Below are 14,542 nucleotides of genomic sequence, written 5' to 3'. Positions count from 1 at the left end.
TCATTCTATTCATTCGAATGCAATGTCGATGATCGCGACGAACGCATAATCACCGGAGTTACGCGATGCAGGGCCAACTCAGCCTGGATGACGTGATCTATGTCTTCACCTATATCGAGCGCATGGCCCATCTGATGCAGCGAACCCGAAGTCACCTGACAGTGGCGACGGATACGATCAAATGGGTCCTCACCGCCGCCCATATCCCGGTCGAGCCCGCCGAGCAGAAGCTCACGGACGAGCAGAAGGAGCGGAAGGCGTTTTACAGCGCGGTCATCGACGAGCGTCGCACCTTCGATAAATATGCGTCACGCAACAGAGGCGTCGCGGACATTCCCGTGAGATCCGAAGAACTCGGCCCGATGATCTCGATGTTCCGCTACGCCCAGCGCCATTGCCAGCCGGGCCATCCCGGCCCGCAGAAGATCCTCTCGCGTCTCGCCGGCAAAAGGTGGACGCAGCAGGACATCGACACCTATCCGGTCTGGACGCCCCCGCCGCGACAGGGCGGACACAGCCACTGAAGCGCCGCCGCTTCGGCGGCCGGCTCACTCCTTAGCGTCGAGCTGGCTCTCCTCGAAGCGCACGGTCCAGGCGATGATGGTGCGCCAGACCTCTTCGGCGAGGTCCGGCGGGATTCCCTTCGCGCAAGCGCGGTCGCAGACCCGGGCGACCACCTCTTCGACACGGTCGGGAAGCAGCGCCGGAATGCCCGCCGCCTGCTTGATCCCCACCACCCGCCGTACCACCGCGACCCGCTCCACCAAATGATCGACGATCCGGTCGTCGATCGCGTCGATCTCGACGCGGGCGGCGGCCAGCGCCGGATCGACCGCGCTCATCGGCGCCACCAGAGATCCTCGACCGGGAAGCGGCCGGCGGCCTCCTCGATCGCCTGGGCGAGCGAGAACAGCGTCTCCTCCTCGAACGGCCGCCCGATCAGCTGCAGGCCGAGCGGCAGTCCGTCGGCCGAGAAGCCGGCGGGTACCGAGATTGCCGGCAGGCCGGCGAGGTTCACGGTCACGGTGAAGACGTCGTTGAGATACATCTCGACCGGATCGGCGCTGGTTTTCTCGCCGATGGCGAAGGCTGGCGAGGGCGTGGTCGGGGTGAGGATCGCATCGACCCCCGCCGCGAACACGTCGTCGAAGTCGCGCTTGATCAGCGTGCGCACCCGCTGCGCCTTCAGATAATAAGCGTCGTAATAGCCCGCCGAGAGCACGTAGGTGCCGATCATGATGCGCCGCTTCACTTCGGCGCCGAAGCCGGCCGCGCGGGTGCGCTCATACATGTCGATCACGTCGCGACCCGGGACCCGCGCACCGTAACGCACCCCGTCATAACGGGCGAGGTTGGACGAGGCCTCCGCCGGAGCGACGATGTAATAGGCCGGGAGCGCATAGCGGGTGTGGGGCAGCGTGATGTCGACCACGTCCGCACCGGCGTCGCGCAGCATCTGCGCGCCCTGGTCCCACAATTCGCAGATCTCCTGCGACATGCCGTCCACGCGGTATTCCCGCGGAATGCCGATCCGCTTTCCGCGCACCGAGGCGCCGACCGCATCCTCGTAATCCGGGACCTGGAGCTGGACGCTGGTGGAATCCTTCGGATCGTGACCCGCCATCGAGCGCAGCAGGATCGCCGCGTCGTTGACGGTGCGCGCGAACGCGCCGGCCTGATCGAGCGAGGAGGCGTAGGCGATGATGCCCCAGCGCGAGCAGCGGCCATAGGTCGGCTTGATGCCAACCGTGCCGGTGAAGGCCGCGGGCTGGCGGATCGAGCCGCCAGTGTCCGTGCCGGTGGCGCCGGCGCAGAGGAAGCCGGCGACGGCAGCCGCCGAACCGCCGGAGGAGCCGCCAGGCACCAGCGGTGTTTCATCGCCCTCGCGCCGCCAGGGTGAGACCACCGGGCCGAAGGCCGAGGTCTCGTTCGACGAGCCCATGGCGAATTCGTCATTGTTGAGCTTGCCGAGCAGCACCGCCCCGTCACGCCACAGCTGGTCCGTCACCGTCGATTCGTAGGGCGGCACGAAGCCGTCCAGAATTTTCGAGCACGCGGTGGTCGGGACGCCTTCGGTCGCGAACATGTCCTTCACGCCGAGCGGCAGACCCTCCAGCGGACCGGCCTCCCCCGCGGCAATGCGCGCATCCGCCCGCTCCGCCATGGCGCGGGCCTTGTCGGCGGTCGCCACGGTGAAGGCGTTCAGGTTCCGCGCCGCCTCCATGGCCGCCAGATAGGCTTCGGTCAGTTCGACCGCGGTGAATTCGCCCAATGCGAGCCCTTCGCGCGCCTGGGTGAGGGTGAGTTGATTGAGCGCGGTCATTCCACCACCTTCGGCACGGTGAAGAACCCGCCCTCGGCCTCGGGCGCGTTGGCGAGGATGCGGTCGGGATAATGGCCGTCGCTCACCACGTCCTCGCGCATCGGCAAGGCCAGGGGGACGATGCTGGTCATCGGCTCGATCTCGGACACGTCGATCGCCGAGAGCTGCTCGACGAAGGCGAGGATCGCGTTCAGCTCTCCGGCCAGGGCCGGCAGCTCCTCTTCCCGCACCGCGATGCGCGCGAGATGCGCGACGCGCCGCACCGTCCCTAGATCGACCGACATGACTGGCTCCTTGACCCGGCGCCCGCAGGCACCCTGCCCCCGCCTATAGCAAGCGGGCGAATTGCGAGGCAAATGCGAAGGGGTGGCCCTACCCCTCCCGCACCACCGCCAAGAACTGCGGACCGTAACGCTCCAGCTTGGCCTCCCCGACACCGGACACGTCGCCGAGGGCGGCGAGCGAGCGCGGCCGCAGCCGCGCCATCTCCATCAAGGTGGCGTCGTGGAAGATCACGTAAGGCGGCACGCTCTGGGCGCGCGCGAGATCGAGGCGAAGTGCGCGGAGCTTCTGATAGAGCGCCTCGTCGTGGGGATCCTCGAGCACGGCCTTGGGCGGGCGCCCGCCGCCCGCGACCTTGGCCGCCCGGGCGCGGGTTTCCGCCTTCAGCTCGACCCGCCGCTCGCCGCGAAGCACCGGTCGGCAAGCGGCGGCGAGGCTGAGCCCGCCATGTCCCTCGACGTCGAGGCTGAGCAGGCCGAGCGAGACCATCTGCCGGACGATCGCCCGCCACTCCTCGCGCGGCACGTCCTTGCCGATGCCGAAGGTGGACACTTTGTCGTGGCCGAACCGCGTGACCTTCTCGGTCGCCGTCCCGAGCAGCACGTCCACGATATGGCCGGCGCCGAACTTTTCGCCGGTCCGGTAGACACAGGACAGCAGCTTCTGGACCCGCTCCGTGCCGTCATAGGTGCGCACCGGCTCGAGGCAGGTGTCGCAATTGCCGCACGGCGGGCTCGGCCCCTCGTCAAAATAAGACAGCATCACGGTGCGCCGGCAGCTCGCCGTCTCGCACAGGCCGATCAGGGCATCGAGCTTGCTGCGCTCCACCCGCTTGCGGGCGTCCGGCGCGTCCGAGGCCTCGACGAACTGGATCAGCTTCGCCACGTCCTCCATGCCGTAGAGCAGGAGGGTTTCCGAGGGCAGTCCATCGCGGCCGGCGCGGCCGGTCTCCTGATAATAGCTCTCGATGCTCTTCGGCAGATCGAGATGCACCACAAAGCGCACGTCGGGCTTGTCGATCCCCATGCCGAAGGCGATGGTCGCCACCATCAGGACGCCCTCCTCCTTCAGGAAGCGCTCCTGGTTCCGGGCCCGCACCTGCGGGTCGAGACCGGCATGATAAGGCAGCGCGGTCCGCCCCTCGGTCGCCAGCATTTCCGCCGTCGCCTCCACCTTGGCGCGGCTCATGCAGTAGATGATCCCCGCCTCCCCCGGATGGGCATCGAGGAAGGTGCGCAATTGCTGGCGCGGCTGGATCTTCGGCGCGATGCGATACCGAATGTTGGGCCGGTCGAAAGAGGCGAGAAAGACCTTCCCCTCCTCCAGCCCCAGCCGCTCGACGATCTCGCGCCGCGTCGGCCCGTCGGCGGTGGCGGTGAGCGCCACTCGCGGCACGGCGGGAAAGCGCTCGTGCAACACGGTGAGCTGGCGATATTCCGGGCGGAAATCGTGGCCCCATTGCGAGACGCAATGCGCCTCGTCGATCGCGAACAGAGCAATGTGCGCGCCCTGCAGCAAAGTGAGGAACGCTTCGGTGAGAAGCCGCTCGGGCGCGACATAAAGGAGATCGAGTTCGCCCATGGCGAGCGCGCGCTCGACCTGGCGCGCCTCGCCCGGGGACAGCGTGGAATTGAGGGCCGCCGCCCGCACCCCGAGCTGCCGCAGCGCCTGCACCTGGTCGTGCATCAGGGCGATCAGCGGCGAGACCACGATGCCTGTGCCCGCCCGCGCCAGCGCCGGCACCTGATAGCAGAGCGATTTGCCGCCGCCGGTCGGCATCAGGACCAGCGCGTCGCCGCCGCCCGTGACGTGGGCGACCACCTCGCCCTGGCGGCCGCGGAACGCCTCATAGCCGAAGACATGGCGCAGGATTTCGGCGGGATCGCGCAGCGCGCCGGCGGGTGCGGGTCCGCGAGCGTGGCCGTCGGCGAGGTCGAAGCGGGAATCGACGGGCATGGCGCCTTATAGCCCCGCCGTCCCCCGCGACAAGCACGCCGGCGCCGGAAAGCCGCGCCGCGCACAAAAAAGGCCCGGAGCCGAAGCTCCGGGCCGCTCCCTTCAGGAGGCTTTGGAAATCCGCTCAGCCGCGGGTGCGGGCGCGGACCATGTAATCGTCATAGGTATATTCGACGATCTGCCACCACAGATATTCCTCGTTGCGGAACGCCCGCGCGGCCTCGTGAACCTTCTTGAAGTCCGGGTTCTTGGCGCCGATCTCCTCGTAGAGGTCCTGGGCGACCTTGTAGGCGGCGTCCATGACCTCGTTGGGATAGCGGCGGAGCTGCGTGCCGGCCTTCACCAGCCGCTGGATCGCAGCCGGGTTCTTGGAATCGTAATTGGCGAGCATGTCGCCGTTCGCCTGGGCTGCCGCGCTGGTCAGGATCGCCTGATAGCTCTTCGGCAGCTCGTTCCACTTCGCCTGGTTGTAGAAGAAGGTCAGCGAAGCGCAGCCTTCCCACCAGCCGGGATAATAATAATAGGGCGCGACCTTCTGCAGACCGAGCTTCTCGTCGTCATAGGGACCGACCCATTCCGCCGCGTCGATCGTGCCCTTCTCGAGCGCCGGATAGATGTCGCCACCGGCGAGCTGCTGGGGCACGACGCCGAGCTTGGACATGATCTGTCCGGCGATGCCGGCGATCCGCATCTTCAGGCCCTGCAGGTCCTGAACGGTCTTGATCTCCTTGCGGAACCAGCCGCCCATCTGACCGCCCGTATTGCCGCCAGGCAGCATGTAGACGTTGTACTTCTTATAGAACTCGTTCAGCAGGGTCAGACCGCCGCCATGATAGAACCAGGCGTTGATCTGGCGCGCATTGAGGCCGAACGGAAAGGCCGAGCCGAACGCGAAGGTCGGATCCTTGCCCACGTAATAATAAGACGCCGTGTGGCACATCTCGACGGTGTTGTTCTGCGTGGCGTCGAGGGCCTGCAGGCCGGGCACGATTTCGCCGGCAGCGAACACCTGGATCTGGAACTTGCCGTCGGTCGCCTCGGAGACCGTCTTCGCCATCAGCTCGGCCGCGCCGTAGATGGTGTCGAGCGACTTCGGGAAGGACGACGTGCAGCGCCACTTCAGCTCGGGCATGGACTGCGCGATGGCCGGCATGGCGACCGCCGTCGTGGCGGCGACGCCGGCACCGGCTGCGGTCAGGAATTCACGACGTTTCATGGGCTGCTCCCTCAAATTCATCTTGTGGAACGCGCGGTGAACGTTCACCCCCGGATCCTTCTAGAGCGAGGTCGGCGCCGAGGGAAGCGGCAGCGCCTTATCCGAAAGGCGAATGCGCCGCGGCCCGCAACCTCACTCGATCACGATGCGCGGCGCCTTGCGGGCGGTCGATCCCACGCGCTGCATCGCGGCCTGGACGCCGCGCGCGATCTCCCGATAGGTCGCAGCCTGCGGGCTGTCCGGATCGGAGACGAGGATGGGCAGTCCGGCATCCGACATTTCGCGGATCCGCATGTGCAGCGGAACCTCGCCGAGGAACGGCACGCCGAGCTTCTCCGCCTCGTGGCGCGCCCCGCCATGGCCGAAAATGTCCGAACGCTCGCCGCAATGCGGGCACAGGAAATAGGACATGTTCTCGACCACGCCGAGGATCGGCACATTCACCTTCTGGAACATGGCGATGCCGCGCCGGGCATCGATCAAAGCGAGGTCCTGCGGCGTCGAGACGATCACCGCCCCGGCGAGATTGACCTGCTGGGCCATGGTGAGCTGGGCATCGCCCGTGCCCGGCGGCATGTCCACCACCAGCACGTCGAGCGGTCCCCATTTGACCTCGCGCAGCATCTGCGAGAGCGCCGACATGACCATGGGACCACGCCAGATCATCGGCGTGTCCTCCTCGACCATGAAGCCGATCGACATCAGCTGAAGGCCGAAATTGTCGAGCGGCATCATCGTGCGGCCCTCGATCACCTCGGGCTTGGCATGGACGCCGGACAGGCGCGGCACCGAGGGGCCGTAAATGTCGGCATCGAGCAGGCCGACCTTGAGGCCGAGATCGCGCAGGCCGAGCGCGAGATTGATCGCGAGGGTCGACTTGCCGACCCCGCCTTTCCCCGACGCGACCGCGATGATGGCGGCCACGCCGGGCACTTCGATCGCCTTCCCGCCGCTGGGGCTCGGCGCAGTGGGCGGACCGGCCGGGCGGGCGCCGCTCTTGCGCTCGGCCGTGAGCGCGACGAGCGCCGAGCCGACGCCCGGCAGCGCCCGCACCGTCTCCTCGGCGGCGATCCGTACGCTTTCCCAGGCCCGCACCTGCGTGGCATCGACATTGATCGAGAGATAGACCTTGCCGCTGGCGACGACGATGCCGGACAGCGCCGGCGAAGCGGAGAGCGGGGCGCCCTCGGGCGTGCGCACTTTGGCGAGCGCTTGCCGCACGCCGTCTTCCGTCACTTCGGCCATGTCGCCGCCTCCCGATCGTCTGTCGTCTCTCCTTCGCACAGGTGCCGCGCGCGGTCGAGGCTGGCGGCGATGTCGGCCTGCAACTCCGGCAGCAGCTCGGCCTCGAACCAGGGATTGCGCTTCAGCCAGCCGGTGTTGCGCCAGGACGGATGCGGCAGGGCATAGACCCGCGTATCGTTGCGCGAGGCGCGCACCGCGCGCCAGCCGGCCACCGTCTCGGTCAGCCCTGGGCGGATCAGGTGCCCGAGCGCGAGGCGGCGCAGATGATAGGCCTGCGCCGGGCGGCCGATCGCCAGAACGAGGTCGAAATCCGGCAGGGTCGCGAACAGCGTGTCGTGCCAGTGCGCCGCGCATTCCCGGCGCGGCGGCAGGTCGCCGCCTTTCGCATCCTGTCCTGGAAAGCAGAATCCCATGGGGGCGATGGCGATGCGGCGCGCATCGTAGAAGGTCGCGGCATCGACCCCCATCCAGCGCCGCAGCCGGTCGCCCGAGGCGTCGGTGAAGGGCAGGCCCGACAGATGGACCTTGGTGCCCGGCGCCTGGCTTGCAATCAGAATGCGCGCGGTTGCGGACACGCGAAGCACGGGGCGCGGGGCGTGCGGCAGGGGCACCCGCAGCGGTGCGTCGCGGCACACCCGGCAGGCGCGGATCCGCGCCACCAAGGCGTCCAGCTCCTCCGCCCCTGAACGGGCTGTGTCAGACATCGATCGTCAGGCCGTCCTCCGCCACCTGGAAGCGCGCGCCGTCCACCTCCGCCCGGCGCGCCCACATCGCCGCACTCATATGGGTGAGCAGGATGCGTTTCGCACCGAGCTCGGCATCGCGCGCGGCCAGCGTCTCATAGGCCATGTGACCGGTCGGCGCGCCATCGAACCGGTAGCATTCGCAGATGAAGAGGTCGGCACCGGCGGCGATGGGCAGGAGCGCCTCGGTCCATTCCGTATCACCGGAAAAGGCGATGATGCGCCCCTCCCCCGCGATCCGCAGCGCAGTCGAGGGCGCACCGGATTTGTGCACCACTTCCGCCGAGCCCACGACGAGACCGCCGAGCGTCACGGCCGAGCCGGGCGCCACTTCGCGCACCTCGTGGGCGTAGCGCCACGTCGTCCCGGTCATGCCGGGAAACATCGCCTCGCAAAGGTCCGCGAGCCGGGCGGCGGTGCCCGGCGGACCGACGATCGTCAGAGGCTTGATGCGCCTGGCGCCATATTGGCCATCCAGCAGCAGGAACGGCAGACCTCCGAAATGGTCCCCGTGGAGATGGCTGAGGATCACCGCGTCGAGGCCAGCGGGGTCGACGCCGCGCCTTTTGGCGTCCACCAGGGCCGAGGCGCCGAAATCGAGCGCCACTGAGAGGCGGTCCGCCGCCAGATGGAAGCAGCTATTGCCCCGCCCGCCGGAGCCGAAGGCATCGCCGCACCCGATGACGGTCAGGCGCATCCTACACCCCGGCCGCCGCCGCCGGACGCGCCGACACCTCGGCCCGCCAGCGCGCGACATGGGTGAGCGTTTCCGGCACCGCGATGCGGGCGGCCCGCATGAAATCGACCGCAACGATGGCCACGATGTCGGCGATGGTGAAGCGATCCAGGGCGAGGAACGCGCTCCCGCTCAGCCGCGCATCCATATAAGCGAGAAAGTCGAGCACTTTCGGCTTGTTCGCCTCGCCCCATTCCTTGACCTGCGGCACCTCGCGCTCGGCGAGGGCGGGATGGAGGTGGCGGAAGGCGAACTGCACCGGCAGCATCAGTTCGATCTCGGCCTGCCGCATCCACATCTCGACCAGCCCCTGCTCGGCCGGCGTCGCACCGAACAAATTGGGCGTGGGCTGCGCGGCCTCGAAATAGCGGCAGATGGCGATGCTCTCGGCGATCGCGGTGCCGTCGTCGAGCACCAGGACCGGGACCTTCTTGCGCGGATTGAGCCGCAGGAAGTCGCCGTCCAGATGCTCCATCTTGGCGAGGTCGACGAAGACGGTCGGAACCGTGATGCCCTTTTCCGCGAGGAAGAACTGGACGCGGCGCGGATTGGGCGACCGGGTGGACAGATAAAGCTGCATGACGCCGAACCTCCTCGGGGATCAGACCCGTCTTTTGTCCCGGCGCCTTCGACCTACCTCGACGGCGCCCGCCGGCGGATCGCCCCGGGCGGGTCGGCGGCGGCGCATCGGAGAGACCATGGCGCCGCGCCCCGCGTCAAGCCGAGGCGGCGGCGAGGACGGCGGCGGCGCAGACGATGTGATAGAGGCTCGAGGCGCGGCTCGGCGCCTGCTCCGGCTCGCCCGCCAAGGAGAGATATTCCCACCATCCTCCCGGCACCGGATGGTCGAAGAAACGCATCAGCGCCTGCACCGCCTCGGTCGCGCGCGCCAGCGCCATGCCCCGCGCGTCCGGCCCTGCGGCATCCGCCACAAGCACCACCTGCGCCTTGATGCGCTCGGTCTGCGGCCACAGCCGAGCCCGGCCATCCCGCAGCGTGAGGTCGGCATTCAGTTCGCACATGGCGAACCCCGCTTTGACACCGTGCCGTTCGGCGAGCGCCACCAGCCGGCGCGCGGCGATCAGCGCATCCGGACGCCCCCGCGCAGCGCCCCAGCGCATCAGCAGCCAGGCCCATTCGAACTGATGGCCCGGCTCCACCACGCTGCCCGCGCGGTCTGTCAGCCTCTGCCAGGTCGCGTCGAAATATTCGTGCACGGCGCCGGTCTCGGGATGGATCAGGCGGGACAGGCACAATTCGGCGATGGCGTCGGCCAGCGCGGACCACGCTTGGTCGGCGGAGAGCGCCTCCCATTCCAGGCAGGCCTCGAACAGGTGCATGTGGGGATTGGCCTTGAGGGGCGCGCCCTCTCCTTCGTGGAAGCCGGCGACCGGGTGCGCATGGGTGCGGACCATGCGCGCCAGCAAGGCCCGCGCGGGGGCTTCGTCCGCCAGCCCGGCGCGGGCCGCCGCCGCAAGTGCGAACAGGACGAAGGCATGGTCGTAGAGGTCGAACACATCGCGCACCGTCTCGCCCTTTGTGCCGAGCGTCGGGATGAGCCGTCCGTCCGGCGTCAGATGGCGCGCCAGCGCGGCGAGTCCGTGGCGCACGATGTCGTCCGCCGGCCCGTCCCAGCCGAGATGGCGGGCGACCGAGAAGACATAGATCTGGCGCGCGACGACACGCGCACGGCGCGGGTCGTCGGTGGGCCGTCCGTCCGGCGTCAGCCCCTCGTAGAAGCCGCCGGCGGCCCGGTCGATCCCGCGGTCCGCCCAGAGCGGCAGCGCCGTATCGCGCAGCCAGGCGAGCAACGCCGCGCGTGCCGCCCCGTAGGCCGGCTCAGCGGGGATCGCGGCCGCGGCTTTGGTCATGATCCGGCTCCAAGGGTGTCAGAAGCGGCGCGAGGAAGGCGTCGAGATCGCCGCCGGGGAAGAGGTGGCCGGGAATGCCGGCGGCGGCCGCCGCCGCCATGTCCGTGTCCTTGTCGCCGACGAGGAAGCTCCGCTCCGGCTCGACCGGCCAGTGGCGCATGAGGTCGAGGATCATGCCTGGCCCCGGCTTGCGCCAGTCGCACGCCTCGCGATACGCCGCGACACGCGCCTCGGGATGATGGGGGCAATAACGCACATCGTCGATCCGCGCCCCTGCCTGCGCAAGGTCGCGCATGAGAACGGCCATCACGGCGCGGTAATCATCCTCGCTATAGAGACCGCGCCCGATGCCGGACTGATTGGTGACGATGAACGCGAAATAGCCGGCCGCATTGATGCGCCGCACCGCGGCGCGGGCGCCGTCGATCCAGACGAAGCGCGCAGCCGTGCCGATATAGCCGAAATCCTGGTTGAGAACGCCGTCGCGGTCCAGGAATACAGCCGGTCGGCGGACCCCCATGCCTCTGCCTTTCGGTTCGCCCGATTCCCTCCTTTATACCAGCTTTGCCCGCGCCACGCCTTCGCACCGGGGCGCTTTACCGGCGGACGCGGCCGTGTCAGGCTCGCTTGGATTGGCGAGGTGCGCGATGCAATTCCCCCCGGTGTCCGTTCGGCAGATCGCTGCCGCATGCGCCCTTCTCGGTCTGACCCGGTCGGAGCTTTCGGCCCGCGCCGGCGTCGAGGATGCGATCCTCGCAGGGCTCGACCGCGCCCCGCCCGACGACATCCTGATCGAAACGCTGCGTCAGACCCTGGAGGCCGCTGGCGTCGACTTCATCGATGGCGGCGCGCCTGGCGTGCGCCTTCGCCCGCCACCGGAAGGGCTTCGCGCCGATCAGCTCAATGCTTCGAACGACGGCTGAGGGGCGCGGCTTGTCGCGGAAAAAGACTGCGATATTGTGGCTGGCCCGGACCCGGGCCGTTCGCGGCGCAGCCGGCTAAACACAGGCGGGGCGCACTGGCCCCGGGAGGAACGAATGCTGAAGCACCCGCTGGAAGGGCAGATCATCGAAGGCCTCGGCGTGATCGAGACTTCGGAGAGCGACAATATCCTGAGGTGGGACGGCAAGATGGTCTATGTCGAACACGACATTTACCACAATGGACAATTGGTCCACGCCAAGTATAAACGCCGCGTCACCAAGGAGGTCGCCCGCTGCCTGCTCGCCAGCATCGCCGCCAACAGCAATTAGCCGCGAGACCCCTCAACCCGATTTGGTGGCCTGCAAAGATTGGAACCCTCTGTTCCGTACGTCGCCGCGGGGGGCGGGCGCGCCTCGTCCCGCAGCCTCCTTCCACGCCCTCGATCATGAAGCGCGGCTGCCAGCCGGCTCATCGGCACGATACAAGCCTGCGACATGCGCTTCGGCGCACTGCAATCCAAGGTTCGTGCATGGAGCCGCCGCCGAGCCGCGGCCCGCGCGATCGATATCCGCCGCGCATATGCTCGGCTCGCACGAGCGACCGCCGAACAAAATCCTGATCAAATGTCCCCGCTTCGGTCAATCCACTAGAAGCAATATTGCCTCAGGCACAGGCTTCTAGGATTATCGGGCTGCGGCAATAGTCGGTTGTTACCATGACACGTTCCGGTTTCTGTGGCTTCAAATTAATCGTCGTCTTCGCCAGTGCGGTGGTAATTTCGACGCTACTGGCCTTTGCACCATCCGGTGCCGCGCCGCCGTCGCCCGTCAAGGATATCGCAGTTTGGAACATCCCGGCGTTTGATGCCCTGCCGGACGACGAGAATGGCCGGCTCGCGCGCTATGGCCGCACAATCATCGCGGCGACCTACGCGCATATCGGCCCCGCGGCCGTCAATCCCGCAGCCCGATATGCCGGCAACAATCTGGCCTGCACGAACTGCCACCTGCGAGGCGGCCTGAAAAAATTCGCCCTACCCTTGGTCACGGCGTCCGCCGACTACCCCGCCTATAGCGCGCGGACCAACGCTTCGATCTCCATCTTCGACCGCGTCAATCAATGCCTGATGCGCAGCATGAACGGACGGCCGATGGCGGAGCAGGATCGGCCGATGCAGGCGATCCTCGCCTATCTCCGCGTCCTCTCGACCAATATTCCGGTGGGTGGGACCATCATCGGGGCCGGCGCGGGCGCAATGCCAGAGCTGGATCGTGCGGCGGATCCGGGGCGGGGCGCGGCGATCTATGCCCGCACCTGTGCGGACTGCCATCGCCCGGACGGCTCAGGTGTCAGGCGCAACGTGGCGCTGCCGGAGATGGGCTATGCCGTCCCTCCTTTGTGGGGCCAAGACAGCTTCAACACCGGAGCTGGCACCGCACGGCTCATCACGCTCGCCAACTTCGTCCATGACAACATGCCGAACGGGACATCCTGGGTCGCTCCGACGCTCGTGCCGGAAGATGCCTGGGATGTCGCGGCGTTCGTACTTTCGCAACCTCGGCCCCAGTTGGCTGGCATTGATCGCGATTTCCCCAACCTGCTGCTTAAGCCGGTGGATGCGGGCTATCCGCCTTATGCCGACAGCTTCTCCTTGGAGCAGCATCGCTACGGGCCGTTCGCACCGATCCGAGCCGAAATCACCAGGCTCAAGGAAGTGCGCGGGGAAGTGCCCAATCCCAATATCCGCTGACATAGGTGGCGTGGACGGGAGCCGCATCAGAGCCGCCTGCCCCTAATCCTGCAGGAAGCCCCTCCTTAGGCGCCAACAGGATACCACCTTGGTCTTCGGAGATGGACGGTCGTCACGCAGACAGATATGGGCGTTGCGTCACGCACCACCGCCCTGCAGCGCCGGTCGGATTGTTTCAACCTGATCGACCAGGCAACTAAGTCTTCACCTCAAACGCCTTGATCGCGTCCAGATGCTCACGCAGAACCGGCACCGTCTTTTCGGCAAAGCTTTTGAGCACGGACTGGTCGCCGTCGGTGGCATAGGCCGCGTACACGCCGACGGCCGCATGGTGCGCCTGGGTCTGCAACTGAACGTAGAGCATGTCGAAGTCCGTTCCCTGGGCCGCATTCAGCTTCTCGATCATCGCCTCGTGCCGGGCGTCGAGTTCGGTCGGGATGGGGATCTGGCCGTAGGCCTCCGCAGCTGCCGATTTCAAGCGGCTCATGATTTCGGCATGGTCGCGCGACATGCGCTCGGCATAAGCCCGGATCTGAGGATTTTCGCTCTTCTTCAGCGCGAGCGCGCTCGACTCCATTTCGAACAGGTTGGAAATGCCCGCCGTCTCGACGAAGGTGACGCCGGACAGCATGCTGCGCGTCTGTGCCTGCGCCGCCGTCGGCAGCAGGGCCATCGAGACCGCCGGGCCGAGCAGCGGGATCTGGAAGAGAAGCGTCGCGGCGAACGCGAGTCGGGCGCGGGTGACAGGCATGGTCGGCCTCCTGTGATCCCCCGCTTCCGAAACCCGCCGCCCACCGCCCCGGTTCCCCGCGCCCGGACCCGCTGTGCGGCTCAGGTCCCCACCCGCGTCAAGGCGAAGCCGTCATAACCCTTGCATCCCACCGTCTGGACGACGGTCGTCACGAGCCGCGGATCGGCCGCCAGCCCCTCGAAATAGCGGCGTACACCGACAACTTTCGGGTCGGCGCTGGCGGCGTCGGCCACCGCGCCCTCGCGCACCACATTGTCGGCGACGATGACGCTGCCGGGTCGCGTGAGGCGCAGCGCCCAGCGCAGATAGTCCGGATTGCTGGGCTTGTCGGCGTCGATGAAGACGAGATCGAACGGCGCGTCGCCCGAGAGCCCTGGCAGAAGGTCGAGCGCCGGGCCGATCCGCAGATCGATCCGCTCAGCCAGTCCGGCGCGGACGAAATTGGCCCGCGCCACCGCCGCATGGGCGGGCTCCGCCTCGAGCGTGACGATCCGTCCGTCCGCCGGCAGCCCGCGCGCGAGCCAGAGCGTCGAATAGCCCGCGAGCGTGCCGATTTCCAGGACGCGGCGGGCGCCGATCATGCGGGCGAACAGTTCGAGCATGCGCCCCTGGGCGGGCGACACGGCGATCGGCGGGAGCCCGGCGGCATCGCTGGCAGCAAGCGCCGCCTCCAGGGCCGGATCGGCGTCGATCAGGGTTTCAGCGACGTAACTGTCGACGCGCGTCCAGACATCCATCTTTCCGG

At 67.7% G+C, this 14,542-nt stretch carries 17 protein-coding genes; 4 read left to right on the top strand and 13 right to left on the bottom strand.

Annotated elements, in window-relative coordinates; translation table 11 throughout:
- Positions 1 to 65 precede the first annotated feature (65 nt).
- Positions 66 to 524 carry a hypothetical protein gene (locus EDC64_RS18270; RefSeq protein WP_132034037.1) on the top strand — a complete coding sequence of 153 codons (459 nt, stop codon included), beginning with the start codon at positions 66 to 68 and terminating at the stop codon, positions 522 to 524.
- A 24-nt stretch (positions 525 to 548) separates the two neighbouring features.
- On the opposite strand, the gene EDC64_RS18265 is transcribed toward EDC64_RS18270, so the two are convergent.
- The 11 genes from EDC64_RS18265 to EDC64_RS18215 all read right to left on the bottom strand — a co-directional run bounded on the left by EDC64_RS18265 (position 549) and on the right by EDC64_RS18215 (position 10,892).
- On the bottom strand, positions 549 to 842 hold the full coding sequence (locus EDC64_RS18265) for a chorismate mutase (RefSeq protein ID WP_132034178.1): 294 nt from the start codon (positions 840 to 842) through the stop codon (positions 549 to 551).
- A complete protein-coding gene (gene gatA, locus EDC64_RS18260) occupies positions 839 to 2,323 on the bottom strand; it encodes an Asp-tRNA(Asn)/Glu-tRNA(Gln) amidotransferase subunit GatA (RefSeq protein ID WP_132034035.1) in 1,485 nt (494 codons plus the stop codon). Before gatA ends, EDC64_RS18265 begins: the two co-directional genes overlap by 4 nt.
- On the bottom strand, positions 2,320 to 2,607 hold the full coding sequence (gene gatC, locus EDC64_RS18255; RefSeq protein ID WP_132034033.1) for an Asp-tRNA(Asn)/Glu-tRNA(Gln) amidotransferase subunit GatC: 288 nt from the start codon (positions 2,605 to 2,607) through the stop codon (positions 2,320 to 2,322). Before gatC ends, gatA begins: the two co-directional genes overlap by 4 nt.
- Positions 2,608 to 2,695: 88 nt before the next feature.
- Positions 2,696 to 4,561: a DNA helicase RecQ gene (gene recQ, locus EDC64_RS18250; RefSeq protein WP_132034031.1), complete on the bottom strand. Its 1,866-nt coding sequence runs from the start codon at positions 4,559 to 4,561 to the stop codon at positions 2,696 to 2,698.
- A 124-nt stretch (positions 4,562 to 4,685) separates the two neighbouring features.
- Entirely contained in the window at positions 4,686 to 5,777 is a 1,092-nt protein-coding gene (locus tag EDC64_RS18245) for a TRAP transporter substrate-binding protein (protein WP_132034029.1), read from the bottom strand.
- A gap of 132 nt (positions 5,778 to 5,909) precedes the next feature.
- A complete protein-coding gene (locus EDC64_RS18240) occupies positions 5,910 to 7,022 on the bottom strand; it encodes an Mrp/NBP35 family ATP-binding protein (RefSeq protein ID WP_132034027.1) in 1,113 nt (370 codons plus the stop codon).
- Positions 7,010 to 7,726, bottom strand: coding sequence for a uracil-DNA glycosylase family protein (locus tag EDC64_RS18235; protein WP_132034025.1), 717 nt, complete (start codon positions 7,724 to 7,726; stop codon positions 7,010 to 7,012). Before EDC64_RS18235 ends, EDC64_RS18240 begins: the two co-directional genes overlap by 13 nt.
- On the bottom strand, positions 7,719 to 8,462 hold the full coding sequence (locus EDC64_RS18230; RefSeq protein ID WP_165933812.1) for an MBL fold metallo-hydrolase: 744 nt from the start codon (positions 8,460 to 8,462) through the stop codon (positions 7,719 to 7,721). Before EDC64_RS18230 ends, EDC64_RS18235 begins: the two co-directional genes overlap by 8 nt.
- 1 nt (position 8,463) lies before the next feature.
- Positions 8,464 to 9,081 carry a glutathione S-transferase family protein gene (locus EDC64_RS18225; RefSeq protein WP_132034021.1) on the bottom strand — a complete coding sequence of 206 codons (618 nt, stop codon included), beginning with the start codon at positions 9,079 to 9,081 and terminating at the stop codon, positions 8,464 to 8,466.
- Positions 9,082 to 9,217: 136 nt separating this feature from the next.
- A complete protein-coding gene (locus EDC64_RS18220; protein WP_132034019.1) occupies positions 9,218 to 10,372 on the bottom strand; it encodes an AGE family epimerase/isomerase in 1,155 nt (384 codons plus the stop codon).
- Complete coding sequence (locus EDC64_RS18215; protein ID WP_132034017.1) at positions 10,341 to 10,892, bottom strand: D-glycero-alpha-D-manno-heptose-1,7-bisphosphate 7-phosphatase; 552 nt, start codon at positions 10,890 to 10,892, stop codon at positions 10,341 to 10,343. Before EDC64_RS18215 ends, EDC64_RS18220 begins: the two co-directional genes overlap by 32 nt.
- 127 nt (positions 10,893 to 11,019) lie before the next feature.
- On the opposite strand from EDC64_RS18215, the gene EDC64_RS18210 reads away from it, so the two are divergent.
- The 3 genes from EDC64_RS18210 (at position 11,020) to EDC64_RS18200 (ending at position 13,046) form a co-directional block, all read left to right on the top strand.
- The gene (locus EDC64_RS18210; RefSeq protein ID WP_132034015.1) at positions 11,020 to 11,295 is read left to right on the top strand and encodes a transcriptional regulator; all 276 of its coding nucleotides are present in this window, start codon (positions 11,020 to 11,022) and stop codon (positions 11,293 to 11,295) included.
- A 114-nt stretch (positions 11,296 to 11,409) separates the two neighbouring features.
- On the top strand, positions 11,410 to 11,625 hold the full coding sequence (locus EDC64_RS18205) for a hypothetical protein (protein WP_132034013.1): 216 nt from the start codon (positions 11,410 to 11,412) through the stop codon (positions 11,623 to 11,625).
- 386 nt (positions 11,626 to 12,011) lie between these two features.
- Positions 12,012 to 13,046, top strand: coding sequence for a c-type cytochrome (locus EDC64_RS18200; protein WP_132034011.1), 1,035 nt, complete (start codon positions 12,012 to 12,014; stop codon positions 13,044 to 13,046).
- A gap of 196 nt (positions 13,047 to 13,242) precedes the next feature.
- On the opposite strand, the gene EDC64_RS18195 is transcribed toward EDC64_RS18200, so the two are convergent.
- A complete protein-coding gene (locus EDC64_RS18195; RefSeq protein WP_132034009.1) occupies positions 13,243 to 13,797 on the bottom strand; it encodes a DUF4142 domain-containing protein in 555 nt (184 codons plus the stop codon).
- An 80-nt stretch (positions 13,798 to 13,877) separates the two neighbouring features.
- Positions 13,878 to 14,534, bottom strand: coding sequence for an O-methyltransferase (locus EDC64_RS18190; RefSeq protein WP_132034007.1), 657 nt, complete (start codon positions 14,532 to 14,534; stop codon positions 13,878 to 13,880).
- Positions 14,535 to 14,542: the final 8 nt, after the last annotated feature.

Origin of the sequence: Aquabacter spiritensis (assembly GCF_004346185.1) — a bacterium.
Taxonomy (GTDB): domain Bacteria; phylum Pseudomonadota; class Alphaproteobacteria; order Rhizobiales; family Xanthobacteraceae; genus Aquabacter; species Aquabacter spiritensis.
The sequence above is the reverse complement of the archived record's forward strand: the minus strand, read 5'-3'. Positions and strand labels throughout refer to the sequence as shown.